Annotated in this window: 24 protein-coding genes; 15 read left to right on the top strand and 9 right to left on the bottom strand. The window is 72.1% G+C overall.

What is annotated here, in order from left to right:
- Positions 1-867, top strand: a complete 867-nt coding sequence (locus ACSJD1_RS05430) for an alpha/beta fold hydrolase (protein ID WP_438854295.1) — start codon at positions 1-3, stop codon at positions 865-867.
- Here ACSJD1_RS05430 and ACSJD1_RS05425 read toward each other — a convergent pair.
- From ACSJD1_RS05425 to ACSJD1_RS05415, 3 genes are read right to left on the bottom strand one after another with little or no spacing between them, the layout of a single operon-like run.
- A complete protein-coding gene (locus ACSJD1_RS05425; protein ID WP_438854294.1) occupies positions 864-1,937 on the bottom strand; it encodes a PHP domain-containing protein in 1,074 nt (357 codons plus the stop codon). The genes ACSJD1_RS05430 and ACSJD1_RS05425 overlap by 4 nt on opposite strands.
- A gap of 11 nt (positions 1,938-1,948) precedes the next feature.
- Positions 1,949-2,320, bottom strand: coding sequence for a VOC family protein (locus ACSJD1_RS05420; protein ID WP_438854293.1), 372 nt, complete (start codon positions 2,318-2,320; stop codon positions 1,949-1,951).
- A gap of 41 nt (positions 2,321-2,361) precedes the next feature.
- A complete protein-coding gene (locus tag ACSJD1_RS05415; protein WP_438854292.1) occupies positions 2,362-3,024 on the bottom strand; it encodes a cyclase family protein in 663 nt (220 codons plus the stop codon).
- 137 nt (positions 3,025-3,161) lie between these two features.
- Here ACSJD1_RS05415 and ACSJD1_RS05410 point away from each other — a divergent pair, with 137 nt between their 5' ends.
- Entirely contained in the window at positions 3,162-4,352 is a 1,191-nt protein-coding gene (locus tag ACSJD1_RS05410; protein ID WP_438854291.1) for an AI-2E family transporter, read from the top strand.
- Between the two features lie 11 nt (positions 4,353-4,363).
- Here the strand turns inward: ACSJD1_RS05410 and ACSJD1_RS05405 are convergent, their stop codons facing one another.
- A complete protein-coding gene (locus ACSJD1_RS05405) occupies positions 4,364-4,846 on the bottom strand; it encodes an NUDIX domain-containing protein (RefSeq protein WP_438854290.1) in 483 nt (160 codons plus the stop codon).
- Between the two features lie 283 nt (positions 4,847-5,129).
- On the opposite strand from ACSJD1_RS05405, the gene ACSJD1_RS05400 reads away from it, so the two are divergent.
- Positions 5,130-5,771, top strand: coding sequence for an SDR family oxidoreductase (locus ACSJD1_RS05400; RefSeq protein WP_438854289.1), 642 nt, complete (start codon positions 5,130-5,132; stop codon positions 5,769-5,771).
- On the opposite strand, the gene ACSJD1_RS05395 is transcribed toward ACSJD1_RS05400, so the two are convergent.
- The gene (locus ACSJD1_RS05395) at positions 5,772-6,794 is read right to left on the bottom strand and encodes a LacI family DNA-binding transcriptional regulator (protein ID WP_438854288.1); all 1,023 of its coding nucleotides are present in this window, start codon (positions 6,792-6,794) and stop codon (positions 5,772-5,774) included. It lies immediately after the preceding gene.
- Between the two features lie 141 nt (positions 6,795-6,935).
- On the opposite strand from ACSJD1_RS05395, the gene ACSJD1_RS05390 reads away from it, so the two are divergent.
- From ACSJD1_RS05390 to ACSJD1_RS05355, 8 genes are all read left to right on the top strand, one after another.
- A complete protein-coding gene (locus ACSJD1_RS05390) occupies positions 6,936-9,005 on the top strand; it encodes a beta-galactosidase (RefSeq protein WP_438854287.1) in 2,070 nt (689 codons plus the stop codon).
- The gene (locus ACSJD1_RS05385) at positions 9,002-9,949 is read left to right on the top strand and encodes a carbohydrate ABC transporter permease (protein WP_438854286.1); all 948 of its coding nucleotides are present in this window, start codon (positions 9,002-9,004) and stop codon (positions 9,947-9,949) included. Before ACSJD1_RS05390 ends, ACSJD1_RS05385 begins: the two co-directional genes overlap by 4 nt.
- Entirely contained in the window at positions 9,946-10,893 is a 948-nt protein-coding gene (locus tag ACSJD1_RS05380) for a carbohydrate ABC transporter permease (protein WP_438854285.1), read from the top strand. The genes ACSJD1_RS05385 and ACSJD1_RS05380 overlap by 4 nt, the downstream gene beginning before the upstream one ends.
- 52 nt (positions 10,894-10,945) lie before the next feature.
- Positions 10,946-12,277 (top strand): ABC transporter substrate-binding protein, encoded by a 1,332-nt coding sequence (locus tag ACSJD1_RS05375; protein WP_438854284.1) that lies wholly within the window; start codon positions 10,946-10,948, stop codon positions 12,275-12,277.
- Between the two features lie 103 nt (positions 12,278-12,380).
- Positions 12,381-13,433, top strand: a complete 1,053-nt coding sequence (locus ACSJD1_RS05370) for a GNAT family N-acetyltransferase (protein ID WP_438854283.1) — start codon at positions 12,381-12,383, stop codon at positions 13,431-13,433.
- Between the two features lie 71 nt (positions 13,434-13,504).
- Positions 13,505-14,266: a hypothetical protein gene (locus ACSJD1_RS05365; protein ID WP_438854282.1), complete on the top strand. Its 762-nt coding sequence runs from the start codon at positions 13,505-13,507 to the stop codon at positions 14,264-14,266.
- A gap of 107 nt (positions 14,267-14,373) precedes the next feature.
- Positions 14,374-14,676 carry a DUF1540 domain-containing protein gene (locus ACSJD1_RS05360; protein ID WP_438854281.1) on the top strand — a complete coding sequence of 101 codons (303 nt, stop codon included), beginning with the start codon at positions 14,374-14,376 and terminating at the stop codon, positions 14,674-14,676.
- 98 nt (positions 14,677-14,774) lie between these two features.
- The gene (locus tag ACSJD1_RS05355) at positions 14,775-15,194 is read left to right on the top strand and encodes a helix-turn-helix domain-containing protein (RefSeq protein ID WP_438854280.1); all 420 of its coding nucleotides are present in this window, start codon (positions 14,775-14,777) and stop codon (positions 15,192-15,194) included.
- Here the strand turns inward: ACSJD1_RS05355 and ACSJD1_RS05350 are convergent.
- Positions 15,176-15,856, bottom strand: a complete 681-nt coding sequence (locus tag ACSJD1_RS05350) for a ClpP family protease (protein ID WP_438854279.1) — start codon at positions 15,854-15,856, stop codon at positions 15,176-15,178. The two genes, ACSJD1_RS05355 and ACSJD1_RS05350, sit on opposite strands and share 19 nt — an antisense overlap.
- Entirely contained in the window at positions 15,853-16,476 is a 624-nt protein-coding gene (locus ACSJD1_RS05345; protein WP_438854278.1) for a ClpP family protease, read from the bottom strand. The genes ACSJD1_RS05350 and ACSJD1_RS05345 overlap by 4 nt, the downstream gene beginning before the upstream one ends.
- A gap of 114 nt (positions 16,477-16,590) precedes the next feature.
- Here ACSJD1_RS05345 and ACSJD1_RS05340 point away from each other — a divergent pair, with 114 nt between their 5' ends.
- On the top strand, positions 16,591-20,412 hold the full coding sequence (locus tag ACSJD1_RS05340) for an adenylate/guanylate cyclase domain-containing protein (protein ID WP_438854277.1): 3,822 nt from the start codon (positions 16,591-16,593) through the stop codon (positions 20,410-20,412).
- 16 nt (positions 20,413-20,428) lie between these two features.
- On the opposite strand, the gene ACSJD1_RS05335 is transcribed toward ACSJD1_RS05340, so the two are convergent.
- Complete coding sequence (locus tag ACSJD1_RS05335; RefSeq protein WP_438854276.1) at positions 20,429-21,649, bottom strand: hypothetical protein; 1,221 nt, start codon at positions 21,647-21,649, stop codon at positions 20,429-20,431.
- 158 nt (positions 21,650-21,807) lie between these two features.
- A complete protein-coding gene (locus ACSJD1_RS05330) occupies positions 21,808-22,329 on the bottom strand; it encodes a MarR family winged helix-turn-helix transcriptional regulator (protein ID WP_438854275.1) in 522 nt (173 codons plus the stop codon).
- 113 nt (positions 22,330-22,442) lie between these two features.
- Here ACSJD1_RS05330 and ACSJD1_RS05325 point away from each other — a divergent pair, with 113 nt between their 5' ends.
- The 3 genes from ACSJD1_RS05325 to ACSJD1_RS05315 all read left to right on the top strand — a co-directional run bounded on the left by ACSJD1_RS05325 (position 22,443) and on the right by ACSJD1_RS05315 (position 25,026).
- Positions 22,443-23,018 carry an NADPH-dependent F420 reductase gene (locus ACSJD1_RS05325; protein ID WP_438854274.1) on the top strand — a complete coding sequence of 192 codons (576 nt, stop codon included), beginning with the start codon at positions 22,443-22,445 and terminating at the stop codon, positions 23,016-23,018.
- A gap of 176 nt (positions 23,019-23,194) precedes the next feature.
- Positions 23,195-23,407, top strand: coding sequence for a hypothetical protein (locus ACSJD1_RS05320; RefSeq protein ID WP_438854273.1), 213 nt, complete (start codon positions 23,195-23,197; stop codon positions 23,405-23,407).
- Positions 23,408-23,457: 50 nt separating this feature from the next.
- On the top strand, positions 23,458-25,026 hold the full coding sequence (locus ACSJD1_RS05315) for a lipase maturation factor family protein (protein WP_438854272.1): 1,569 nt from the start codon (positions 23,458-23,460) through the stop codon (positions 25,024-25,026).
- The last annotated feature ends 28 nt before the right edge of the window (positions 25,027-25,054 follow it).

Below are 25,054 nucleotides of genomic sequence, written 5' to 3'. Positions count from 1 at the left end.
GTGGAGACGACGACCGTCGACGTGCCCTCCCCGCACGGCGGGGTCGTGCGGGCGTTCGACACCGGCTCGCCGGCACCGGGCGCACCCGTGGTCGTCTGGCACGCCGGGTCGCCGCACACGGGCGAGCCGCTCGAGCCGCTCGCCGATGCGGCACGGGCGCGCGGCATCCGGCTCGTCACCTTCGCGCGCCCCGGCTACGGCGGATCGACGCCGCGACCGGCGCGGAGCGTGGCCTCCGTCGCCGCCGACGTCGCCGCGATCGCCGACGCGCTCGGCATCGACCGGTTCGCCGTCATGGGGTACTCGGGCGGCGGCCCGCACGCGCTCGCGTGCGCGGCGCTGCTGCCCGATCGCGTGAGCGCCGTCGCCGTGCTCGCGAGCCCGGCGCCGTTCGACGGCGACGACTGGTTCGACGGCATGCACGCGCCCGGCGCATTGCGTGCGGCGGCCGCCTCCCGCGACGACCGCATGCGGTTCGCCGAGACCGACGAGTTCGACCCCGCGCAGTTCATCGACGCCGACTTCGCCGTGCTCGCCGGCGAGTGGGGCGCCGTCGGCCGCGATGCCGGGCGCGCTGAGTCGGCGGGTCCGGGCGGACTCGTTGACGACGACGTGGCGTTCACCCGCGATTGGGGCTTCGGCCCGGCCGCCGTACGAGCACCCGTGCTCCTCGTGCAGGGCGAGCTCGACCGCGTGATCCCGCGCGCGCACGCCGTGCGCCTCGTGGCGGGCCTGCCCGACGCGCGGCTCTGGATGCGACTCGACGACGGGCACGTGGCCGTCCTCGGCGTGGTGCCCGAGGTGCTCGACTGGCTGGCGGAGCGCGCCGACGGGAGCTCGTCTCCCGGGTCGGCGGTCGACGGCTAGGGCGCGACCCGCTTCTTCGATCCCGCCCAGTCGACGAGGCGGTCGGCGTCCCAGTTCGTGATGATCCGCTCAGGCGGAATGCCGGCGGCCTCGGCGCGGGCGGCGCCGAGTGCGAGGAACCCGAAATGGCCGGGCGCGTGCCCGTCGGTGTCGATCGAGAACCGGCAGCCGGCTTCGAGCGCGACGGCGATGAGGTCGTCGGGCGGGTCCTGGCGCTCCGGCCGCGAGTTGACCTCGACCGCCACGTCGTGCTCGGCGCACGCGGCGAACACGGCCTCCGCATCGAACTCCGACTGCGGCCGCGTGCCGCGCGAGCCCTGCACGAGCCGCCCCGTGCAGTGCCCGAGCACGTTCATGCGCGGGTCGCGGATGGCGCGGAGCATCCGCTTCGTCATCTCCTCGCGCGGCGAGCGCAGCTTCGAGTGCACGCTCGCGACCACCACGTCGAGGCGATCGAGCAGGTCGGGACGCTGGTCGAGGACGCCGTCCTCGAGGATGTCGACCTCGATGCCGGTGAGGATCCGCACGCCGAGCCCGCCTCGGTCGCGATCGCCGCGCGCGTCCTCGTCGCGGTCGGGTTCGCCGAGCCCGGCGTTCAGTGCGCCGACGATCTCGAGCTGCGATTCCAGCCGTTCGGGCGAGAGCCCGTTGGCGACGCGGAGCGTCGGCGAGTGGTCGGTGAGCGCGAAGTACTCGAGCCCGGCGGATGCCGCGGCGCGCGCCATCGCGGCGATGCTCGTCGTGCCGTCCGACCAGTCCGAGTGCGCGTGGAGGTCGCCGCGCAGCAGCGCCCGGAGGCCCGTCGAGGTCTCGACCCCGGCCTTCTCGCGGAGGTCGGCGAGGTAGCCCGGCACCCTGCCGTCGAGCGCCTCGACGATGACGCCGAGGCTCGAGTCGCCGATGCCGGGGGTCCTCTTCAACCGGCCGTCGGCGGCGCGCGCGCGCAGCTCGTCGTCGGAGAGCGGGCCGATCACCCCAGCTGCGCGCCGGAACGCCTTCGCCTTGAACGGAGATGCGAGCTGCACCTCGAGCAGCGACGCGATCTCCTCGAGTGCCTGTACCGGGTCCATCGCCGCGCCCGTCAGCGGTGCTGGTCGACGAGCACGGGGTTGCCGTCGGGATCGACGACGATGAAGCTCCCCGGTCCCGACCCGCCCTCGTCGACCTCCGAGACGAACTCGGCGCCGGCCTCGCGGAGGCGCCGCTGCAGCTCGCGGACGTCGGTGAACGGGTCGACCTCGGCGGCCGATTGGTCCCATCCGGGGTTGAACGTGAGGAGGTTCCGCTCGAACATCCCGTGGAAGAGCCCGATGACGTGGGATCCGTTGCGGAGCATCAGCCACCCCTGGTCGGCGTCGCCGCCGAACGCCTCGAATCCGAGCCTCTCGTAGAACCTCCGAGAGGCGGGGAGGTCGTCGACGGCGAGGCTGACGGAGAACGCACCGAGGTCCATCGCCCCAGTCTGCTCGCGTTCCCGGCGCCGCGGAACCCCGGTCAGTCGGCGAAGGCGACCGCCCGCACGGGCGCCCCGTCGCCGCCGAGCGGGAGGGGGAAGAACCCGACGCGCACGAGCGTCGGCAGGCCGTCGAGCGCCGCGAGGTTCTCGACGATCAGGTGGTCGCCGCCGAGCACCGCGTCGTGCACCGGGAACGACGTCGTGCCCGCGGCATCCGTCGGATCGGGGCTCAGGGTGTCGACCGCGAGCACGTGCACGCCACGGGCGACGAGCTCGGCCGCAGCAGCCGGATCGAGTGACGGATGCCGCAGCGCGCGCTCGTCGCCGAACCACCGCCACCACCCGGTGTCGATGATCGCGATCGAGGGCAGCGCCTCGGGCAGCACGCCGTCGGGCAGCGCAGAGGCGAGTTCGCCGAGTCCGTAGACCTCGCCGTCGGCCAGCTCATCGAGGTGGAACACGACTGCGTCGCCGACGAGTTCGTCGAGTGCGACCTCGGCCATGGTCCGCCCGCCGGCCACGGCGTGCGACGGAGCATCGACGTGCGTGCCCGAGTGCGACCCGAGTGCGAGCGACGTGACGGCGACGCCGTCGCGGACGATCCCGAGCGCGGGCACGAGGTGCACGACCGGGTCGCCCGGGTAGACCGTCATGCCGTCGACGATCGGGTGGCTGAGGTCGCGGATGGTCGGGGAGGACATGCTGAATGCTAGGCCGCGCGCGACGCTCGCCGACCCGCGGAAACGCCGATCCGATCGACCCGGATCACGCCGGGCGGGTCGCGGACGCACCGGGTCAAGCCCTTCGCCCGCGCGTGCGCCGCGCCTATCGTCGAGCCATGGTCCTCCGACGTCGTCCAGCACGAGATCCGGCCCCCGTCGCGCCCGAAGGCGCCGAGCGCGCGCACCGCGGCGCCGGCGGCCCGATCTGGAACGACCGGCTCGGCAGGTGGTCGGTTCGGAGCCTCCAGATCCTCATCGTGATCGCGCTCGGCGCGCTCGGCGTGTGGGCGCTCACCCGGGTCACCCTCATCGTGATCCCCGTGCTCGTCGCGCTCATCCTCGCGTCGGCCGCGAGCCCGGTCATCGGGTGGCTCCGTCGCGGGATGCCGCCGATCCTCGCCGCGTGGACGGCGCTGCTGGGCGGCATCCTCGTGCTCGGCGGGATCGTCACGGCCATCGTGTTCGCGGTCCGCTCCCAATGGGACGACCTCGCGGACTCGGCCGTCGCGGGCTTCGAGGACCTCGTCGACTGGGTGCAGACGCTGCCGATCCCGATCGACGAGGCGCAACTCGAGGCCTGGCGCGACGGCATCCTCGACTTCGTCACGAGTGCGGAGTTCGGCCAGAGCGCGCTCACCGGCGTCTCGCAGGCGACCGAGTTCGTCACCGGGCTCGTGCTGATGCTCGTGGTGCTGTTCTTCTTCCTGAAGGACGGCGACCGGATCTGGGCGTTCTTCATGCGGCCGTTCCGGGGCGAGCGGCTCGAGCGGGGCCGGCGCATCGGCGAGACGAGCGTCAAGGTGCTCGGCGGCTACGTGCGCGGCACCGCGATCGTCGCGCTCGTCGACGCCGTCGCGATCGGGATCGGCCTCGCGATCCTCCAGGTGCCCCTCGCGCTGCCGCTCGCGGTCATCGTGTTCCTCACGGCGTTCATCCCGCTCGTCGGTGCGACGGTCGCCGGCATCCTCGCGGCCCTGGTCGCCCTCGTCGCCAACGGGCCGATCGTCGCCCTCATCGTGGTCGCGATCGTGATCGCCGTGAACCAGCTCGAGGGCGACCTGCTGCAGCCGGTCGTCATGGCCCAGTCTCTGAAGCTGCATCCGCTCGTCGTGCTCATCGCCCTCACCGCGGGCACGATCCTCGGCGGCATCGCCGGCGCCGTGCTCGCCGTCCCGTTGACGGCCGTCGGTTGGGCGATCGTGAAGGTGTGGGAAGCGCCCGATCCGTCGCTCGACGAGCGCAAGCACCTCCACCTCGGGCGACGGAGATCGTCCGACGACGTCGGAGACGGCGTGCCCGTGGGCTGATCGGCGGCCGTTCAGCCGCCGTGATCGCCGGTGGCGATCGCGGCCTCGAGCCGGTCGAGTGCGGCGACCTGTCCCTTGACCAGCAGCTCGCGTGCCTCGTCGACGGAGGCCCACCGTGCCTCGTCGATCTCGGGGAACGTCTCCCTCAGGCCCGACCTCGGCGGCCATTCCAGCTCGAAGGTGCCCGCGCGGAGCTCCGCGAGCTCGAAGTCGGGCGCCTCGCCCGCGAAGACGCGCAGCACCTTCTTGGCGGACGCCCGGACCGTTCCGAGTTCGACGTAGGCGACATCGGGTGCGGGAACCCCGACCTCCTCCTCGAACTCCCGGAACGCCGCGTCGCGGGGGAACTCGCCCGGGTCGATGAGACCCTTCGGCATCGACCAGGCCCGCTCGTGCCGGCCCGCCCAGAACGGCCCGCCCATGTGCGCGATGAAGACCTCGAGCCCGGGCGTGCGGCGGAAGAGGAGCACGCCCGCGCTCTGCAGCGTCGTCATCGACGGAGCGCCGCGCGGGCGGCGGCGGGCGAGCTCACCGCTTCGGTGCGCGCGCGAACACCCACAGGCAGGCGGCGAGGCCGACGCCGCCGACCGCCATGATCCCGAAGATCGCCCCCCAGAGCACCGTTTCGACCGACATGCGCACCTCCGTGTGTGTCCGTAGCCTCATTCTGGCGCGCGGACGGACGCGGGCGCCAGCATCGGAACCGCATCGACGGACGGTGGCCGCCCGCGGCATCCGTCGGTACCGTGGTGATGTCGAACGGGCGGGGAGGCTCTCATGGCGAAGGTGCTGGTCATCGGCGGACACGGTCGGGTCGCGTTGCAGCTCGCGCAGATCCTGACGGAACGCGGCGACGAGGTCGATTCGGTCATCCGCAATCCCGACCACGCCGCCGAGGTCGAGGCGACCGGTGCGAACCCGATCGTGGCCGACGTGGAGGCGCTCGACGTCGCCGGGCTCGCCGACCTCATCGCCGGCCACGATGCGGTCGTGTGGTCGGCGGGGGCGGGCGGCGGCGATCCGGTGCGGACGCGCGCGGTCGACCACGACGCCGCGGTGCGGTCGATGGATGCCGCGGCGCAGGCGGGCGTCGGACGGTACGTGATGGTGTCGTACTTCGGGTCGCGCGTCGACCACCGCGTTCCCGCCGACAGCGCGTTCCGGCACTACGCCGACGCGAAGGCCGACGCCGACGAGCACCTCCGTGCCTCCGGGCTCGACTACACGATCCTCGGGCCGTCGACCCTCTCGGACGGCCCCGGCACGGGCCGCATCGACGCGACCGCCGAGGAGAGCTCCGACGTCGATCGCGCCGACGTCGCGGCGACGGTCGCGGCGGCCCTCGTCGAGCCCGCCACGGTGGGCCGCACCATCCGGTTCAACCGGGGGGAGACCCCGATCGCCGACGCGCTGCGCTGATCAGGCCGAGCTGCGCCACACGATGTCGCAGTCGAGCCGCACCTCGGCCGGCGGCTCGTCGCCGCGCAGTCGGGCGAGCACGAGCCGCGCGGCCTCGGCGCCGAGCCCGGCCGCCGGCTGGCGCACGGTTGAGAGCGCCGGCGTCGTGCGCAGCGCCCACGCGCTGTCGTCGAAGCCCACGACGCCGATGTCGTCGGGAACGCTCCGACCGGTCTCCTTGATCGCCTCGATCGCCCCCGCGGCGACGGCGTCGGATGCCGCGAAGACGCCGTCGAGGTCGGGCGCGCGCTCGAGCAGCCGGCGCATCCCGTCGCGGCCGGCCGAGTAGGAGTACAGCGGCACGGGTTCGACGAGCGCCTCGTCGAACGCGTCGCCCAGCGCCTCGCGGAAGCCGGTCAGCCGATCGGTGCCGGAATCGCGGTCGAGCGCTGCAGCGATCATGCCGATCCGACGACGCCCGGTCTCGACGAGCCGACGCGTGATCGACGCGGCCGCACCGACGTTGTCGATGACGACGAACGAGGCGGACGCCGCGGCGCCCGGCGGGTGGCCGACGTACGCGGCCGGGAGCTGGAGCCGCTCGACGACGCGCGTGACCGGGTCGTCGGCGCGGGCGGACACGATGATCACGCCGTCGACGAGGCCGCCTGAGAGGTAGCGCGCGACCCGATCGGTGTCCCGCTCGGTGTCGACGATCAGCACGGCCATCTGGTGGTCGGCTTCCGACAACCGCGTATTGGCGCCGAGCAGGATCTCGCCGATGTTCGGATCCTCCACGAAGAGGGAGTGCGGTTCGTGCACGATGAAGCCGACGGCCTGGGTGCGCTGCATGACGAGGTTGCGCGCCGCGGTGTTCGGCACGTAGCCGACCTTCTCGATCGCGGCCTCGATGGCCTCGCGCGCCGCCGCCGACACGTAGCGTTCGCCGTTGACGTAGCGGCTCACGGTGCCGCGCGAGACGCCGGCCTCGAGCGCGACGTCGTGCACGGTGGCCCGCTTGGACCGGGCCTGCCTCGTCGTCATGCGACTCACTGTACTGCGGCGGGGTGTTGACACGAGCGAGGCGCGATGGCATTCTGTGTACGTTCACAGAAATCGCCCGGAGGTTCAGCTCGGGCAAAACTGTGCACGTTCACAGAATCAACGACGATCACCGGGAGCACCGTGGACCACCCCGCGACGACGCTGGCGCCGATCCCGCCGCAGCAGGCCGCGCCTGCGCCCGCCGCCGCTCGCCCCCGCTTCCAGCACCAAGGCGTCGCGTTCGGCTGCGACTACAACCCCGAGCAGTGGGAGCCGGCCACCTGGCGCGAGGACGTCGCGCTCATGCGCGAGGCGGGCGTCGACCTCGTCGCCATCAACGTCTTCGGCTGGGCCGCCCTCCAGGGCCCCGACGGCGCGTTCGACTTCGCCGCGCTCGACGAGGTGATCGAGCTGCTCCACGCCGCAGGCATCCGGGTCAACCTCGGCACCGGCACCTCGTCGCCCCCGCCGTGGCTCACCGCGCGCCACCCCGAGATCCTCCCCGTCGTCGAGGACGGCACGACCCGCTACCCGGGCGGCCGCCAGGCATGGTGCCCCAGCTCGCCGGTGTTCCGACGGTACGCGCTCGCGCTCGTCGACGCGGTCGCCGAGCGGTACGGCGCGCACCCGGCCGTCGAGCTGTGGCACGTGTCGAACGAGCTCGGCTGCCACAACGCGCTCTGCCACTGCGAGGCGAGCACGCAGGCCTTCCGGCGCTGGCTGCGCGAGCGCCACGGCACGATCGACGAGCTCAACCGGGCGTGGGGCACCAGCTTCTGGAGCCAGCGCTACACCGACTGGGATGAGATCCTCACCCCGAAGCTCACGATCTCGACCCGCAACCCCGGCCAGGTGCTCGACTTCCACCGGTTCTCCTCCGACGAGCTCCTCGGCTACTACCGGGCCGAGGCCGAGGCGATCCGCCGGCACAGCGCCCTGCCGATCACCACCAACTTCATGGTCACCGCGCACATCCGCGACCTCGACTACTGGTCGTGGGCGCCGGAGATGGACGTGGTCGCGAACGACCACTACCTCGACCACCGGCTGGGCGAGCCCCGGACCGAGCTGGCGTTCGCGGCCGACCTCACACGCGGCCTCGCGGGCGGCGAGCCGTGGCTGCTCATGGAGCACTCGACGGGCTCGGTCAACTGGCAGCCGGTCAACCTCGCGAAGGAGCCGGGCCAGCTGCTGCGCAACTCGCTCGCGCACGTGGCGCGCGGTGCCGACGCGGTGTGCTTCTTCCAGTGGCGCGCGTCGCTGCAGGGCTCCGAGAAGTTCCACTCCGCGCTCGTTCCGCACGCCGGCACCGACTCAGACCTCTGGCGCGAGGTGGTCGAGCTCGGCCGGATCGTCGGCGCGCTCGACGAGGTCGCCGGCACGCGAGTCCACGCCGACGTGGCGCTGCTCTTCTCATGGGAGTCGTGGTGGGCGTCCGACGCCGAGAACCGTCCGACCCACGCCATCGAGTACCTCGACCAGGTGCACGCGCTCTACGGCGCGCTCCACGACCTCGGCGCGACGGTCGACGTGGTCCGCCCCGGCGCCGACCTCACCGGCTACCGGCTCGTGGTGGCGCCGGGCCTCTACCTCGTCTCCGATGCGGATGCCGCGGCGCTCGACGCCGCCGTGGCAACGGGAACCCACGCGCTCGTGACCTTCTACAGCGGCATCGTCGACGAGCACGACCGCGTGCGTCCGGGCGGCTATCCCGGCGCATGGCGCGACCTCCTCGGCATCCGGGTCGCGGAGTTCGCTCCCGTCCAGCCCGGCACCGCGATCCCGCTCGAGTCGGGCGCGGTCGCCTCCCTCTGGGCCGAACGCCTCGAGGCGACGGATGCCGCGGTGCTCGACCGGTTCAGCGGCGGCCCCGCCTCGGGTCGACCCGCCGTGACCCGCCGCACGGGCGCCGACGGCGCAGGCGACGCCTGGTACCTCGCGACCCTGCTCGGTCGCGACGACCTGCGCGACCTCGTGGGGCGAGCGCTGGACGGTGCCGGCGTGGCATCCGTCGCCGGTGCGTCGGCCGACGTCGAGGTCACGCGCCGCGTCGACGACGAGCGCGCCTACACCTTCGTCGTGAACCACGGAGACGACGACGTCGAGATCGTGGTGCACGGCACCGAGCTCACGACGGGAACCGCCGTCGAGGGGCGCCTCGTGGTGCCGGCCGGCGCGGTCCGCGTGATCAGAGAGGAGGGAGCGGCATGACCGCACCCATGACCACCCCCACCGGAACGCGCGACGTCGCGCGTGCCGGCGGGACGACCCGGGCGCCGCGCCGCCGCCGGGTGCAGCATCCCTGGGCGATCGTCGCGTTCGTCGCGCCGTTCGCGGTGATGTTCGCGCTGTTCTACCTCGTGCCCATCGGCATGGCGATCTGGCAGTCGATGCTCGTCGTCGAACGGGAGGGCACCTACGGCGCCGCGACGGAGGTCTTCGGGGGCTTCCAGCAGTACGCGCTCGTCTTCCAGAACGAGGCGTTCTGGACCTCGGTCGGCCGCGTGCTGCTGTTCGGGGTCGTCCAGGTACCCGTCATGCTCGGCCTCGCACTGCTGTTCGCGCTCCTGCTGGACTCGCCGCTGATCCGCGGCAAGAAGTTCTTCCGGCTCGCGTTCTTCGCCCCGTACGCGGTGCCGGGCGTGATCGCGGCGATCATGTGGGGCTTCCTCTACTCGCCGAACCTCTCGCCCTTCGAGGCGCTCACGAGCCGCGTCGACCTGCTCTCGGCCGACTTCGTCCTCTGGGCGATCGCGAACGTCGTGACCTGGGTGTTCGTCGGCTACAACATGCTCATCATCTACTCGACCCTGCTGGCCATCCCGCAGGAGGTGTACGAGGCGGCGCGCATCGACGGCGCGGGCCAGGCCCGCATCGCGTGGTCGATCAAGATCCCGCTCGTCCGCCCTGCGCTCGTGCTCACCGCGGTCCTGTCGATCATCGGCACGCTGCAGCTGCTCGCCGAGCCGCAGACGTTCCGCTCCTTCAGCTCGGCGGTCACGAGCACCTACACGCCGAACATGACGATCTACGCCACGAGCGCGGTCCCGAACGTGTCGCTCGCCGCGGCCTTCTCGGTCGTGCTCGCGCTCGCCACGTTCATCCTCTCGTTCGCGTTCCTGCGCTTCACCCGACGGAAGGGGGCGGACGCATGAGCACCGCCATCGAACCCGAGGCGACCTCGGCCTCGCCCACGGTGAACCCCCGCGGAATCGGCCGGCGCGGCGACGCCCATCCGGGAGCAACGCGCGGACGCGGTCCCCGCGAGAGCCTGTTCTCGCGGACCGGCGCCATGATCGTGATGGCGGTCTTCACGCTCTACTTCCTGGTGCCGATCTGGTGGCTCCTCGTGGCCTCCACCAAGGACCGGGGCCAGCTGTTCAGCACCAACCCGCTCTGGTTCGCCGACTTCCAGCTGTTCGAGAACATCGGCGCGCTGTTCGACTACCGGAACGGCGTCTACCTCCGATGGATCCTCAACAGCCTGCTCTACGCCGGGCTCGGGGCGGTCGTCGCGACCGTGCTCGCGGCGATGTGCGGGTACGCCCTCGCGAAGTACCGGTTCCCGGGTCGCGAGACGATCTTCAACGTCGTTCTCGGCGGCGTGCTGGTGCCCGCCACGGCGCTCGCGCTCCCGCTGTTCCTGCTGTTCAGCCGGGTGCAGCTCACCGACACGTTCTGGGCGGTCTTCCTGCCCAGCGTCGTCAGCCCGTTCGGCGTCTACCTCTCGCGAGTGTTCGCCGAGGCATCCGTGCCCGACGAACTGCTCGAGGCGAGCCGGCTGGACGGCGCGGGCGAGCTCCGCACGTTCTTCACCGTCTCGATCCGGCTCATGTTCCCGGCGCTCGTGACCGTGTTCCTGTTCCAGTTCGTCACCATCTGGAACAACTTCTTCCTGCCGCTCATCATGCTGCGGAGCGAAGAGCTGTTCCCGGTCACCTACGGCCTCTACGCCTGGAACTCGACCATCAACCAGTTCCCCGAGCTGCGCACCTACGTGCTCGTCGGTTCGCTGCTCTCGATCATCCCGTTGATCATCACGTTCCTGCTGCTTCAGCGCTACTGGCGCACGGGCCTCGGCTCCGGCTCCCTGAAGTAGGCACCCGCCCGGAGGCATCCGGGTGAACACCCCCCACCGAGAAGAGGAAACCATGCGACACACGAAACGAGCGGTCACCGCAGCCCTGCTCACCTCCGCCGCTCTCGCGCTGACCGGATGCGCGGCCGGCGACTCCGGCTCCGGGAGCGGCGACGCCGCCTCGTGCGAGCCCGCCGGCGAGGACGTCACGCTGACGTTCACCAGCTGGATCCCGGGCATCGAGGACGCCGTCGCGGCCTGGAACGACGCGAACCCGGACATCCAGGTCGAGGTGCAGACCGGCCCCAACGGCAACTCGGGCACCTACCAGAACTTCTTCAACCAGCTCGAGGCCGGCAACGCCCCCGACCTCGGCCAGATCGAGTACGACGCGCTGCCGAACTTCCGCGTGCAGGACGGCCTCGAGAACCTCGCGGTATGCGAGGACGTCGTGGCCGCCCAGGACCAGTTCCTCGACTGGACGTGGGGCCAGGTCTCGCTCGGCACCGACGACGAGGCCTACGGCATCCCGCAGGACCAGGGCCCCATGGCGCTGTTCTACCGCAGCGACCTGTTCGAGCAGAACGGCATCGAGGTGCCGACCACGTGGGAGGAGTACCGCGAGGCCGCGGTGAAGATCCGCGAGCAGGGCGGCTACATCACGAACTTCTCGCAGACCGACATCAACCAGTTCGCCGGATTCGTCTGGCAGGCCGGCGGCGAGTGGTTCGCCAACGACGGCGACGCGTGGGACGTGGAACTGACCAGCGATGCGTCGATGCAGGTCGCCGACTACTGGCAGGACCTCATCGAGAACGACCTCGTCTCGACCTACCCCGCGTGGACCGACGAGTGGAACAACGCCTACAACTCGGGCGAGGTCTGGACGTGGAACTCCGCCGTCTGGGGTGCCAACTCGATCGCGTCCGGCGCGCCCGACACGGCCGGGAACTGGTCCGTCGCGCTCGCCCCGCAGTGGGAGTCGGGTGACGCCGCCGCCGGCAACTGGGGCGGCTCGTCGATCGCGGTCTTCAAGGGCACCGACCACCTCTACGAGGCGGCGAAGTTCGCGCTCTGGCTGAACACCTCGGATGAGGCGCTCACCATCCTCAACGAGCAGGCCGCGATCTACCCGGCCACGAAGGCGGGTCTCGAACTGCCCACGCTCACCGAGGGCGTCGAGTTCTACGGCGGCCAGGCGATCTACGACGTGTTCGCCGAGGCGTCCGCGCAGGTGGACCCCGACTTCGTGTGGGGCCCGACCATGACGCAGGTGTACGCCGACGTCTCCGACGGTTTCAAGGCCGCCGCCTCCGGCAGCAGCACCCTCGGGGAGGCGCTCGAGAAGGGCCAGGCGTCGACCATCGACGCGCTCGAGGCCCAGTCCATCCCGGTCGCGGAGTAGCCGCCGCGCCGAGACCCGCATCCGTGCCGCGGGCGTCGACCTCGTCGTCGACGTCCGCGGCACGGCCGTGCCTGGTCCGTTGCATCCGTGGCACGATCGGGTCATGCCCGACGACGCGCACCCCATGCCCACCCTGGCCGAGCGGATCGGGCCGATCCACCCTCCCGTCGCGCCATCGCACCCGGAAGTCGCGGACTGGCGCCCGGTCGCGCCCGGCGACCTCGAGGCGCTCCTGGAGTTCCACGCCGACGTGGCACGCGTCGATCACCCGCACTGGACCGAGAGCCGCGACGAGCTCGAGGCCGTCTTCGAACTGCCCCACGTCGACCCGCGGCGCGACACCCTCGTGGGGTTCGACCGTTCGGGCCGGATCGTCGCCCACGGGTCGGCCGTGCTGCCGACCGGCCGAGAGACGCTGGTGCGCTCGATCGTCCTCGGCGCCGTCCGTCCTGATGCACGCGGCCGGGGGATCGGGCGCGCCCTGCTCGGCTGGCAGGTCGCGCGCGCACGTGAGCAGCTCGCGGCGACCGGGGAGCGACTGCCCGGCTGGATCATCTCGTTCATCGAGGACGGGGTGACGGATGCCGCCGCGCTGCTCGCCCACGCCGGCTTCCGCGTCGCCCGCCACTTCTCCTCGCTCGAGCGCGATCTCGCCGCGCCCGTCCTCGCCGTCCCGTCGCCGTCGGGCGTGCGGCTCGAGACGTGGTCGCCGGCGTGGTCGGAGGCGGCACGCCTCGCGAGGAATGCCAGCTTCGCCGAGCACTGGGGAAGCCAGTCCGTCGACCGGGTGACGTGGGAGTCGATGGTCTCCGGTCGAGACTTCGCACCCGATCTCGGCGTCGTCGCCGTCGCCTCGGGCGATTCCGGCACGGAGCGCGTGATCGGCCTCGTCGCTGCGACCCGGAACCGCGGCGACTGGACCGGCCAGGGGTTCACCTCGGCCTACGTGCGACTCGTCGGCGTGGTCCCGGACGAGCGCGGACGGGGCATCGCACAGGCGCTCCTCGCGAGGCACCTCGCCGCGGCGTCCGCGGCCGGCCTCGAACGCTCGGTGCTCGACGTCGACGCCGAGAACCCGTCGGGCGCGCTCGCGCTGTACGCGCGGGCCGGCTACGTGGTCGCGCACGGCCATGCGAGCCACGTGCTGGAGGTCTGACGCCGCGGGCCGCGGCGCTGGCACCGCGAGCGGGGCTGACGGCGACGCCGGACCTGCGGGATGATCGGGGCATGACCCTCCCAGTGCCCGGAGTCCCCGCGGAATCCGGCGAGCCGGGCGGCGACAGCTACGCCGCGCTGCTCGTGCCCGCGTCGACGGCGTCGCGCGATGCCGTGCGCGAGGCGCTGCGCGACCTCGACTTCACCGGATGGCTCGCCCCGGCGTCCGACGACTGGGTCGTCGCGATCGCGGTGCCCGGCGACGGTACGATCGCCGCCGCGCGGCGCGGCGTGCTCGACGTTGGAGCCGCGCTCGCCGACGCGCTGCGCGTCCGGGCGTTCGCGGTGCGCGTCCGGTCGGACCGCCAGCTCGTGATCGCCGCGTGGGACGGCGCGGACGAGCTCGGCCGCTACTCGAGCGACCCGTCCCGGGAAGCGGGCGCCGACGACGAGGTGCTGGACGAGCCCTTCGGCGCCGAGCACGCGGCGGCATTCGCGGCCGCGGCCGGCCGGCCGGACTCGGCGGGGGAGCTCGAGGAGGTGCTCGCGGAATCGCTCGATTCCGACAGCGTGTTCGAGTCGGAGCGCCTCGCGCGGGTGCTCGGCCTGCTCGGGATGCCGCGATGGATCGTCGCGTCCGCGGCGCTGCCGAAGGACATCCCGACCGGGCCCGACCTCGGCGGGTTCGAACGTCTGGGTGCCGGATCGACCGGGATGTCGGGCGTCGTCCGGGGGTGGATGACCGGTCGCGTGCGACGCCGGACGCCCCCGCCTCCGGCGATCGCCGACCCGCCGCGGGCCGACGATCCCGGGGTCGATCCCTGGCTGCTCTGACGCACGGCCGTCCCGGTCGGCGGACACGCGGACGCGGGGTGGCCGCCCGCCGGGGGCAGGAGTAGCATCACCGCACCGCCCGACCGACACCGCCTCAGGAGGTCGCCATGAGCATGACCCTCGACGAACTGCCCGCCGTCACCGAGTGCTCGGTGGCCGGCTGCTCGTACAACGACCACTCCCGCTGCCATGCCGCCGCGGTCACGATCGCCGGCAGCGCCGGCGACGCCGAGTGCGCGACGTTCATCCCGCTCGGTACGAAGGGCGGGCTCGACAAGGTCGTCACCCACGTCGGCGCCTGCCAGCGTTCGGAGTGCATCCACAACGATTCCCTCGAGTGCCACGCGGCCGCGGTCCGCATCGGGCCCGGCGCGGACGACGCGGACTGCCTCACGTACCAGACGGCGTGACCGTCGCGGTCGCGACCGGCGACGGGACCCGACGCCGGTCGTTCTGCTGTCAGCGGATCGCCCTGTCGCGCGCCCGCGTGCGTGCGTAGCCTCGGCTCATGGGCGAGACGATCGAGTTCCCGGGCGAGCGCGCCGACACGAGGGCTCCCCACCGGGTGAGGCCGCTCTGGCGCGACGTGCTCGGCGACGTGCTGCGCGACGAACGCCTCGAGCAGGAGCGCATCCTGACGGAGGTCGCGCGCTCGGCCGGCGTCTCGCCGCAGTACCTCTCAGAGGTCGAGCGGGGACGCAAGGAGGCGTCGTCCGAGGTGCTGGGCGCCGTGGCCGAGGCGCTGGGGCTGGAACTCGTCGACGTCGTGGGGCGCGTCGCCGGGCGCCTCGAACAGCGCCGACCGGAGCGGGTCGGGTTCCGGCGCAGCATCGGCGCCGCGACGCCGGCCCCGATCGCACCCGCCCCGGTCGCTCCGGTCGCCCCCACGCGCATGGCCCCCGTCGACGTCTACCTCCTCGCCGCCTGACGCGCCGCCGCTGCGGCCGTGGCGGCCGTGGCGGCCATGTCGGCCGTGGCGGGTCGGGCGGGCACGGCCGACGGCACCTGCACCGCGAGCACGTGGTCGGCGAGCCCGTAATCGACGGCGGCCTGCGCCGGCAGGATGAGGTCGCGATCGGTGTCCGTGCGGATCGAGGCCGCGCTGCGGCCCGTGTCGGCCGCGAGCGCCGCCTCGAGTTCGGCGCGCACGCGCAGCACCTCGTCGGCGTGCAGGATCAGGTCGGGCACCGTGCCGCGGCCCTGCGTGGAGGGCTGGTGCAGCGTCACCGTGCTGTGCGGGAGCATCGAGCGCTGCCCCGGTGCACCGCCTGCGAGGAGGACTGCCGCGGGACCGCCGGCACGGCCGACGCACGTGGTCGCGACATCCGCTCGGATGTGCCGCATCGTGTCGTAGACCGCGAGCGCGGCGCTCGGCGATCCGCCGGGGGAGTTGACGTAGAGGCTGATCGGCGACTCGCCGGATTCCGAGGCCAGGTGGAGGAACTGCGCGATGAGCACGTTGGCGACGCCGTCGTCGATCTCGGTGCCGAGGTAGACGATGCGCTCCGAGAGCAGGCGGCTGTACACGTCGAGCGAACGCTCGACCCCGCCCCGCTTCTCGACGACGTAGGGGATCGTGTACGAGGTCATGCCGTCACCCCCAGCCCCGCGACCGCGCGCGGCTCGAGCGGGAAGAGCTCGTCGAAGCGCTCGGTGACGTGGTCGATGAACCCGTACTCGACGGCCGCCTCGGCGGTGTACCAGCGGTCGCGCAGCGAGTCCTCGCGCACGCGCTCGACGGCCTGGCCGGTGTAGCGCGCGATGAGCCCGAGCACGGTGTCGCGCGTGTACCGCAGGTCGTCGGCCTGCAGTTCGACGTCGACCGCCGTGCCGCCGATCCCCGCCGAGCCCTGGTGAAGCAGGATCCGCGAATGGGGGAGCGCCGCGCGCTTCCCGGGGGTTCCGGCCGTGAGCAGGAACTGCCCGGCGCTGGCCGCCATGCCGACGGCGATGGTCGCCACGTCGTTCGGGATGGCCCGCATCACGTCGTGGATCGCGAGCATGGCGGGCACCGAGCCGCCGGGCGAGTTGATCCAGAAGCGGATGTCGCGGCGCGCGTCGTCGGCGGCGAGCGCGACGAGCTGGGCGCAGATGCGGTTTCCGCCCGCCTGGTCGAGCTCGTCGCCGAGCACGATGATGCGTTCGTGGAACAGGCGCCGGGTCAGCTCGGCGTCGATGGGCTGGAGGGGTGGCGTCTCTCGATCGGTCATGCGCCCAGCCTGCGCTCGGTCGACGGCGGACGGGGCGGATGCTGCCGACGGCAGCGCTGCTCACGGCAGCGAGCGGGGTCGTGGCTTAGATTGAAACGGAGGGAGGTCCTCGCGATGAATGCGCTCGGCGCGCCAGCGGACACCGGCAGGACCGGTGTGCTGCAGCCGTACGTGCCCCGACTGGTGCGATTCTGGGATGAAGAGCATCCGGGTCGCCTGCACCAGGCCGTCGAGGGAACGATGGCGCTCGTCGACATCTCGGGATTCACGCGCATGTCGGAGCGCCTCGCACGTCACGGCGACGTGGGCGCCGAGGAGGTCACCGAGGTGATCGACGGCACCTTCGGTCGCCTGCTCCCGGCCGCCTACGCCTTCGGTGCGAACCTGCTGAAGTTCGGCGGCGACGCGCAGCTGCTGCTGTTCACCGGAGAGAACCACCACCTCCGCGCCGCGGCGGCGGCGCACGAGATGCGCGCCGAACTGCGGCGGATCGACGGATTCGCGACCAGCGCCGGCACGGTGCACCTGCGGATGTCGGTCGGCATCCACAGCGGCACCTTCGACTTCTTCCTGGTCGGGGACTCGCACCGCGAGTTCATCGTCGCCGGGCCGGGCGCCACGCGGACGGTGCAGATGGAGGGCGCGGCGACCGCATCGCAGATCCTGCTGAGCCCGGAGACCGCGGCCCTGCTGCCGCGCTCGAGCGTGGGCGCCGTGCGCGGGCCCGGCCGGCTGCTGCGCCGCGGACCGCACGTCGAGCAATCGGGGTTCCTCGCCGCCGATTCGCCCGAGCTCGATCTGCGGCAGTTCGTGCCCGTCGGGCTCCGGCGGACGCTCGAGTCCGGCACGATCGATCCGGAGCATCGGCCTGCGGCCATCGCGTTCCTGCACTACGCGGGGTTCGACCGGCTCGTGGCTGAGGATCCGACGCATGCGGCCGGCGTGCTCGACGAGCTGGTCGCGGAGGTGCAGCGGTGCGCCGACGACCGCGGCGTCACCTTCCTCGCGACCGACATCGCGCCCGACGGCGGCAAGATCATCCTCACCGCGGGCGTTCCCGACACCGCGGGGAACAACGAGGAGCAGATGCTGCTGGCCGCACGGGCGATCCGACACGGGGCGCCGAGTGACCTCCCCGTCCGGATGGGCATCACGTCCGGTCACGTCTTCGCGGGGGCCGTCGGCCCCGCCTACCGGCGCACCTACACGATCATGGGCGACGCCGTGAACCTCGCCGCCCGCATCATGGCCGCGGCGCCGGCCGGTGAGGTCTTCGTCACGAGCGACGTGCTCGAGGCGTCGCGCACGACCTTCCGGATCACCGAGTGCGAGCCGTTCTCCGTCAAGGGCAAGCAGCAGCCGGTGCAGGCGTACTCGGTGGGCGAGCCGAGGGGGAGCCGTGCCGGCGAGCAGTTCACCGCGACCCCGCTGATCGGCCGAGATGCCGAACTGGCGATCCTCACCGGAGCATGGGCCGACGCCCGCGAGGGTCGCGGCCGGATGATCGACGTCACGGGCGACGTGGGCATGGGCAAGTCCCGTCTCCTGGCGGAACTGCTCGCCGCCGCCAGGCCCGAGCGGGTGATCACCGCCGAGTGCCGGCTCTACCAGCTGGCGACGCCGTACTTCCCGTTCCGATCGCTGCTCAGGGCCGCGTGGAGGCTGGAGGGCCTCGATCAGCAGGCGACCGAGGCCGCGCTCGCCGAGCTGGTGCGCACGCATGCTCCCGACCTCGAGCCATGGCTGGCCCTCATCGGCACGCCCCTCGGACTCAGCCTCCCGGAGTCGGCGGAGGTGGCGCAGCTGGACGACCAGTTCCGCCCCGCCCGCACCCGCTCCGCCGTCGCCCAGCTGCTCCGCGCCACCGTCCGAGAGCCCACGCTCTTCCTCATCGAGGAGGGCCAGTGGATGGACGAGGCATCCAGGGACCTCCTGGGGGCGCTCATCGCCGAGGTCGAGGACGTGCCGTGGCTCGTCATCGTCAGCCGGCAGCCCGGCGACCAGGGCTTCGTGGCGGCCGAGGGGCCGGCGGTCACCCACGTCGACCTGCCGCCGCTCGACCTCGCCCAGGCCACCGTGCTGATCCAGCGCGCCACGCTGGGCACCCCCCTGCTTCCGAACCAGGTGGCCGCGCTCGCCGCGAGGGCGGAGGGGAGTCCGCTCTTCCTGCTCGAGCTCCTCCAGGTGCTGCGCGGCGGCGCCGGGGTCGACTACCTTCCGCAGTCCATCGAGGGACTCATCGCCGCCCGGATCGACCGGTTGCCCCCGGCCGACCGCAATCTCCTGCGGCGCCTCGCAGTGCTCGGCGCCGGCTTCCGGCAGGAGCACATGCCGGCTGTCCTCGGCGCGACCGCGACCGATGTCGGCCGGCAGGTGACGCTCCTCCGACGCCTCGGCGGATTCCTCTCCGTCGATGCGAACGGGTGGGTGCAGTTCCAGCACAGCCTGATCCGCGACGTCGCGTACGCGGGCCTGCCGTTCAAGACGCGGCGCGAACTGCATGCGCAGGTCGGCGACGCGATCGCCGCGTCGTCGTCCGACCATCCGTCGGGTCAGGTGGAGCTCCTGTCGATCCACTACTCGGAGGCGCATCGGTGGCCGGAGGCCTGGACCTCCTCGCGCGACGCCGGGACGCACGCCAAGGAGATCTACGCCAACCTCGAGGCGGCGACCTTCTACCGTCGTGCCGTGAACGCCTCTCGGTACGTCCCCGACCTCGCACCGGCGCAGGTCGCCGACATCTCGGAGGCCCTCGGCGACGTGCTCGAGCAGGCCGGGCTGTTCGGGGAGTCCGTCGAAGCGTACCGGCAGGCCGGCCGCCTCGTCCGCGACGACCCGATCCGGTCCGCGGACATCCTGCTGAAGCGGGCCCGCGCCCGGGCGCGCACCGGCGCGTACGTCTCGGCGTACCGCGATCTCACGCGTGGTCGTCACCTCGTCGCGGGGATCGGGAGCGACGAGGCCCTCCGCGCGACCGCACGGCTGAACGCACTGAACGCCCAGATCCGGCAGCTGCAGGAGCACATGCCGGCAGCGGTGCGGCTCGCCGAGCAGGCGATGGTCGAGGCCGAGGCGTCGGGCGAGCGGGAGGCGCTCGCCCGCTCGTACCAGGTGCTCGATGCGGCGTACGTGATGCTCGGCCAGTCGTCGAAGGCCGTCTACGGTGAGCGCGCCCTCGCCATCTACGAGGAGCTCGGCGACCTGCCGGGGACCGCGGTCGTGACGAACAACCTGGGGGGTCAGGCCTTCTGGCAGGGGCACTGGGAGGACGCCGTGGCCTTCTACGCCCGGGCCCGCGACGCCTTCATCCGCGCCGGGAACGAGGCGGAGGCGGCGACCTGCGGGGCGAACATCGGCGAGGTTCTCGTCAGCCAGGCACGGTTCGACGAGGCCGAGGAGGTGCTCGTGCCCTCGGTCCGCGTGCTCCGGGCGCACGGCCTGGTGGATGCCGCGATCTTCGCCGAGATCCAGCTGGCGCGGTTGCACCTGCTCCGCGGCGACGACGGGGCCATGGAGAGCCTGGTCTCACTCCGTGCCGAGGCGACCAGGACCGGCCAGGTCCAGTCGGCGATCGAGGCGGCCATCCTCGTCGCGCACGGCCTCGTGCTCGCGGGCGAACCCGAGCGGGCCCTCGACACGCTGGCCGAGACGGAGGAGGGCGCCGGCGGCGAGGCCGAGCTCTACGGCAGCACCATCGCGCGGACGCGGGCCCTGGCGCTCGCCGCGCTGGGGCGCACGACGGAGGCGCGCGAAGCGGTCTCGGCCGGGCTCGCCGTCGCGCGCGAGCAGGGACTCGCGTTCGAGGTCGCGCAACTCCGGCTCGTCGAGGCCGAACTCTCGGAGGACTCGTCGACGGCGGGGGAGATCCGAGCCGAGGCCGAAGGACTCCTCCGCGAGTTCGGCGTGGTGGGCACCACGCCGAACCATCGCGGATGAGGCTCGGTCGGAACGGTCAGCGCATCTTCGGGTCGCCGATGCCGACGACGCTCCAGGTGGTGCGCATCTCCGTCGCCGAGTAGATGCTCGTCGTCTCCTGGACGATGCACCACGTGTGGCCCGACGGGATCACACCGGTGTCGATCGATCCCGGCACGTCCGGTGTCGCGTACGGGTCGCCCGCGCACCAGGGCATGTCGACGAAGTCGAGCGGACCGTCGTCGTCCTGGTCGTACTCCAGCCGGTTGGTGAACGGGTTCGCCGAGGGCTTCGGGGCGAACGCCACCGTCCCCTGGTAGGCCGCGGGCTGCGGCGCGCCGATGTCCACCGGCACGAAGCTCAGCGTCTCGGCTTCGATGTCGACGTCGAGCGTGTACGGCTTCAGTACGCACTCGGAGCCGTCGGTGTTCTGCAGTCGAGTGAAGCTGCCGTAGACGGTGCCGACGTCGATCGTCGCGGTGCTGTTCTCCTCGGTGCAGCCGAGCTCTCCGTCGTACCCCGACCCGAGCGTGAAGATCGTGTCGAACGCGGGGTCGTTGCCGAAGTCGGAGCTGCCCTCGAGCGACATCTCACCGCTCAGCGGGCGGAAACGGACGGAATCGAACTCGGCTGAGGGCTCGATCGTCACGTAGCAGTTGTCGTTCGGGCCGGAGTCCGGACCGGAGTCCGACGCATTGCGGCAGTTGACGATGGGCGCCGCCGCGGTCGCGGTCGCGGTATACGGGGCCGTCGTCGTCCCGTCGGTTCCCTGCCCGGGGACGATGCCGCCGCCGGAACGGACCTGGAAGGTGTCCACCACCGCGTTGCCCTTCGAGGCGACGATGTCGACCCGGGCCGAGCCCTTCAGCTCCAGGTCGAGGCTCGCGCGGACCGCGTCCGGCACGCCCTCGAGACTGACGACCAGGAGTTCGGTGCTGTCCACCCGCGCACAGGGCACGCCCGTGGAGCCGCCGGTCTTGATGCCGATGGAGCCGTCCTTCAGCCCCGGTCCGCGGTCGCTGCCGTCGATCGAGGCCAGCGGCCCCTCCACCGTGATCTGGCAGTTCTTCGGGGTGCCGATGTCCTGTGTGATCGGGTCGCCGCCGTTGCTGTAGACGAAGCGGGTGCCATCGGAGCCGAGGTGCAGACGGAGCGTCTCGTCCGACGTCCCGGTCGCGCTCAACGCCGTTGCGCCGAGCCCGAGCATGAGTGCGGCGGAGATCGCCGCGAGCGTTCCAAGTGATCGAACCACGTTCATCGGGGCCTCCGAGCAGAGGTGATCCGGGGGACCGGGTCCATCCCGCGGGTCAGGGTCCGCTCATCGTATCGACGCGCCGTCGCAGCCACGACCCTCCTAATGGGGGCGTGACGGCGGTTTCGCGGGCGGCGAGGTCCCCGCCCGACGCACTCCGGCGCTCAGCCGGCGCGGGCGATCGCAGGACCCTCGCTGAACTGGCAGGCGGTCGCGGTGAGTCGCTCGTCGGGGTCGAGGCGGCCGAGCACGGCGCCGGCGATCTCGTAGAGCTGGCGAAGCTGGTCGGGCGACAGCGCGTCGAGCACGTACTGCCGTACGGTCTCGACGTGGCCCGGCGCTGCCTCGTCGATGAGTCCGAGGCCGGCGTCGGTGACGGTCGCGTTCGTCGCACGGCGGTCGGTCGGGCAGGGGAAGCGCCGGATCAGGCCGCGTTCCTCGAGGCGGCGCGCGACGTGCGAGAGCCGGGGCAGCGTGGCGTTGGTGCGGGCGGCGAGCGTCGTCATCCGCATCGTTCGGTCGGGGGCCGACGCCAGCGCCATCAGCGCGGCGTACTCGAAGTGCGTCAGCTGCACGTCTCGAAGGAGCTGGTGGTCGAGGACCCCGGGCAGGAGCTCGGTGAGCGCGACGAGCCGCACCCAGGCGGCCGATTCCTCGGTGTCGAGCCAGCGCGTGTCATCCGTCATGCCGTCATTCTCGCACATTCAGTTGACGCGACAACTGAATGTCGCTATCGTGTTGGTTGTCGCAACAACTTGTTGAGACAAGTAATCGCGTCGGATGGCGCGGAAAGGACATCATGACGACCGTCAGCATCATCGGGAACGGCAACATGGGCACCGCCATCGGCGGCATCGTGGCGGCCGGGGGCAGCACCGTCGAGTACGTGGGCCGCGACGCGGCCGAGCCGATCACGGGCGACATCGTCGTCCTCGCCGTGCCGTACCCCGCGGTCGCCGGCATCATCGAGGCGCGCCGCGAGCAGCTCGCCGGCAAGGTCGTGGTCGACATCACCAACCCCCTGAACTTCGAGACCTTCGACTCGCTCGTCGTGCCCGCCGACGGCTCGGCTGCGGCCGTCATCGCCGCCGCGCTCCCCGAGTCGCGCGTGCTCAAGGCGTTCAACACCAACTTCGCCGCCACGCTCGCCGCGAAGACCGTGGGTGGCGCCCAGCCCACGACCGTCCTCGTCGCCGGCGACGACGAGCTGGCCAAGCGGGCCCTCGTCGACGTCGTGCGCGCCGGCGGCGTGAACGCGGTCGACGCCGGCTCGCTCTCGCGGGCTCGCGAGCTCGAGTCGGTCGGGTTCCTGCAGCTCACGCTCGCCGTGCAGGAGAAGGTCGGCTGGAACGCCGGCGTCGCGCTCGTCGCCTGATCCGATCCCGCCCGCGCAGCGCCCCGGAGCCCGAGCCCCGGGGCGCTGCGCATGCCGTCCGAGCCACGCCGACGCAACCCGTTGACTCGTCCGGCCACCGGGAGGAACGTTGAGGTGACGGGAGCGCGGTACCCGACCGCGATCCCGCAGGCACCGAACGCCGGGAGGAGCACGACATGAACGGCGACCCGCTGAACCCCTGGGAGGGCGAGGACCGACTGGGACCCGCCGGGGACCTCAACCCCGACAGCCCCGACCTCACCGGGACCATCAACACGATCGGACTGCAGGACGCGTTCCCGGGTCACGACGCGAACGACGTCGAGGCCGACAACGCGGTCGAGGAGGAGACCCTGGAGGCGGTCGACCCCGCGAACCCGCCGGCCTGAGGGGCCGTTCGGCCCGGATCCCGCCGGGTGCGAGCGGCTAGCGTGAGCGCGTGGACTGGAGCACCTGGTTCGCATGGTTCGACGCCCGCGACGCCGATCTCGCGCGCGAGGTGGTCCAGCGCGGAATCGCCGCACTGTTCCTCGTCGCTTTCCTCTCGACGCTGAACCAGTTCCGTCCGCTGCTCGGCGAAGGCGGCCTCCTGCCCGTGCCGAGCCTGCTGCGCGCCGTCGACGACGCCGAGCGGCGCGTCCGCGAGCGCGCGGAACGTGCCGGCGAGCGCGTAGGTCGCCTCGGACGCACCCGTCGTCGCGGGTTCCTCGGCCCCACGATCTTCCGCCGCTGGGGATACACCGACGCGCGCCTCGTCGCCGTCTGCTCCGTCGGCATGATGCTCGCGGCATCCGTCGTGGTCGGCCTGCCGCAGCTCGGCCCACCGTGGGTGCCGATGCTCGCGTTCCTGGCGATGTGGGGGCTCTACCTCTCGATCGTGAGCGTCGGCCAGACCTTCTACGGCTTCGGCTGGGAGATGCTGCTCTGCGAGGCCGGATTCCTCGTCGCCTTCCTCGGCTCGCGCGAGATTCCGCCGCCGCTGCCCACGCTCGTCCTCGTCTGGTGGCTGGTGTTCCGGCTCGAGTTCGGAGCGGGCATGATCAAGATCCGCGGCGATCGCGCGTGGCGCGACCTCACCGCGCTGTACTACCACCACGAGACCCAGCCGATGCCGGGGCCGCTCAGCCGGCAGGCGCACCTCCTGCCGAAGTGGTTCCACCGGTTGGAGGTGATCGGCAACCACACCGCGCAGCTCGTCGTGCCGTTCCTGCTGTTCGCACCGCAGCCGGTCCGCACGGTCGCGGCCGCGATCATCATCGGGACCCAGCTCTGGCTGGTGGTCACGGGCAACTTCGCCTGGCTGAACTGGATCACGATCGTGCTCGCCTTCGGCGCGGTCGGAGACGGGGTCGTCCAGTGGCTGCTGCCGTGGCTTCCGCTCGACGCGATCGAGTCGCCGACGGATGCCGCGAGCCCGCCGTGGTGGATCGCGATCGTGCTGCTCGTCACCGCGCTCATCCTCTGGCTCAGCCGTCATCCGCTCCTGAACCTCGTCTCGAAGCGCCAGCTGATGAACGCGAGCTTCGACCGGTACATGCTGGTCAACGCATACGGCGCGTTCGGGTCGGTGACCCGGCAGCGCGTCGAGGTGGTCGTCGAGGGCACGGCCGACGATCCGCGCGACCCCGCCGCGGAGTGGCGCGAGTACGCGTTCAAGGGCAAGCCGGGCGACGCGCGGCGGATCCCGCGGCAGTTCGCGCCGTACCACCTGCGGCTCGACTGGCTCATGTGGTTCCTGCCCCTCGGTCGACTCGAGGAGGCCTGGTTCCTGCGGTTCCTCGAGCGCCTGCTCGAGGCGGATGCCCCGACGCTGCGGCTGCTCGCGCACGATCCCTTCGACGGCCGGCGACCCCGTTCGGTGCGGGCTCGCACCGAGCTCTACCGGTTCAGCACGCGCGAGGAGCACCGCCGCACGCGTGCGGTGTGGACGCGGCATCCGCTCGGCATCGCGATACCGCCGCTCACGCTCGACGGCGCCGCCCGCGACGACCGGGGCGAGGCCGACTGAGGAGCATGCGCCTCACGGCATGGACACA

The organism is Agromyces excoecariae (assembly GCF_051715505.1).
Classification (GTDB): Bacteria; Actinomycetota; Actinomycetes; order Actinomycetales; family Microbacteriaceae; genus Agromyces.
This window is presented reverse-complemented; position numbering and strand designations above follow the sequence as displayed.

Bases quoted from the DNA above. Each gene is read 5' to 3' on its own strand.
- ACSJD1_RS05325 (WP_438854274.1), top strand. From the start codon at position 22,443: ATGACGACCGTCAGCATCATCGGGAACGGCAACATGGGCACCGCCATC.
- ACSJD1_RS05365 (WP_438854282.1), top strand. From the start codon at position 13,505: ATGACCCTCCCAGTGCCCGGAGTCCCCGCGGAATCCGGCGAGCCGGGC.
- ACSJD1_RS05415 (WP_438854292.1), bottom strand. From the start codon at position 3,024: ATGTCCTCCCCGACCATCCGCGACCTCAGCCACCCGATCGTCGACGGC.
- ACSJD1_RS05345 (WP_438854278.1), bottom strand. From the start codon at position 16,476: ATGACCGATCGAGAGACGCCACCCCTCCAGCCCATCGACGCCGAGCTG.
- ACSJD1_RS05335 (WP_438854276.1), bottom strand. From the start codon at position 21,649: ATGAACGTGGTTCGATCACTTGGAACGCTCGCGGCGATCTCCGCCGCA.
- ACSJD1_RS05350 (WP_438854279.1), bottom strand. From the start codon at position 15,856: ATGACCTCGTACACGATCCCCTACGTCGTCGAGAAGCGGGGCGGGGTC.
- ACSJD1_RS05425 (WP_438854294.1), bottom strand. From the start codon at position 1,937: ATGGACCCGGTACAGGCACTCGAGGAGATCGCGTCGCTGCTCGAGGTG.
- ACSJD1_RS05420 (WP_438854293.1), bottom strand. From the start codon at position 2,320: ATGGACCTCGGTGCGTTCTCCGTCAGCCTCGCCGTCGACGACCTCCCC.
- ACSJD1_RS05385 (WP_438854286.1), top strand. From the start codon at position 9,002: ATGACCGCACCCATGACCACCCCCACCGGAACGCGCGACGTCGCGCGT.
- ACSJD1_RS05410 (WP_438854291.1), top strand. From the start codon at position 3,162: ATGGTCCTCCGACGTCGTCCAGCACGAGATCCGGCCCCCGTCGCGCCC.
- ACSJD1_RS05330 (WP_438854275.1), bottom strand. From the start codon at position 22,329: ATGACGGATGACACGCGCTGGCTCGACACCGAGGAATCGGCCGCCTGG.
- ACSJD1_RS05320 (WP_438854273.1), top strand. From the start codon at position 23,195: ATGAACGGCGACCCGCTGAACCCCTGGGAGGGCGAGGACCGACTGGGA.
- ACSJD1_RS05340 (WP_438854277.1), top strand. From the start codon at position 16,591: ATGAATGCGCTCGGCGCGCCAGCGGACACCGGCAGGACCGGTGTGCTG.
- ACSJD1_RS05375 (WP_438854284.1), top strand. From the start codon at position 10,946: ATGCGACACACGAAACGAGCGGTCACCGCAGCCCTGCTCACCTCCGCC.
- ACSJD1_RS05405 (WP_438854290.1), bottom strand. From the start codon at position 4,846: ATGACGACGCTGCAGAGCGCGGGCGTGCTCCTCTTCCGCCGCACGCCC.
- ACSJD1_RS05380 (WP_438854285.1), top strand. From the start codon at position 9,946: ATGAGCACCGCCATCGAACCCGAGGCGACCTCGGCCTCGCCCACGGTG.
- ACSJD1_RS05370 (WP_438854283.1), top strand. From the start codon at position 12,381: ATGCCCGACGACGCGCACCCCATGCCCACCCTGGCCGAGCGGATCGGG.
- ACSJD1_RS05395 (WP_438854288.1), bottom strand. From the start codon at position 6,794: ATGACGACGAGGCAGGCCCGGTCCAAGCGGGCCACCGTGCACGACGTC.
- ACSJD1_RS05360 (WP_438854281.1), top strand. From the start codon at position 14,374: ATGAGCATGACCCTCGACGAACTGCCCGCCGTCACCGAGTGCTCGGTG.
- ACSJD1_RS05400 (WP_438854289.1), top strand. From the start codon at position 5,130: ATGGCGAAGGTGCTGGTCATCGGCGGACACGGTCGGGTCGCGTTGCAG.
- ACSJD1_RS05355 (WP_438854280.1), top strand. From the start codon at position 14,775: ATGGGCGAGACGATCGAGTTCCCGGGCGAGCGCGCCGACACGAGGGCT.